We start from the raw sequence: 297 nt of genomic DNA, 5'->3' as shown, positions 1-297 counted from the left end.
CCCCCCCCCCCCCCCCCCCCCCCCCCCCCCCCCCCCCCCCCCCCCCCCCCCCCCCCCCCCCCCCCCCCCCCCCCCCCCCCCCCCCCCCCCCCCCCCCCCCCCCCCCCCCCCCCCCCCCCACCCACACATCTTACTGTTCGTCGGCAGCGTCAGATGTGTATAAGAGACAGGGCATAGGCCTTGTGGTCCACCACGGCCGTGGCAATGCCACGCTCGGCGGCCCAGGCGAGGCCAGCGGCATCAGGGCGATTGGATATCACCGCCGCAATGCATGCGCCGGGGATATTGGCGTCGACA

The 297-nt window shown here is 77.1% G+C and carries 1 pseudogene; it reads right to left on the bottom strand.

Going from position 1 to position 297, the window contains the following annotated elements:
* Window positions 1-173: 173 nt before the first annotated feature.
* A pseudogene (locus JHD62_RS22220) lies at window positions 174-297 on the bottom strand (phosphoribosylglycinamide formyltransferase); the annotation flags it as partial.

The organism is Aquitalea sp. ASV11 (genome assembly GCF_016429185.1).
Taxonomy (GTDB): domain Bacteria; phylum Pseudomonadota; class Gammaproteobacteria; order Burkholderiales; family Chromobacteriaceae; genus Aquitalea; species Aquitalea pelogenes.
Note: the sequence above shows the minus strand (reverse complement) of the source record. Positions and strands in the feature narration are given on the sequence as shown.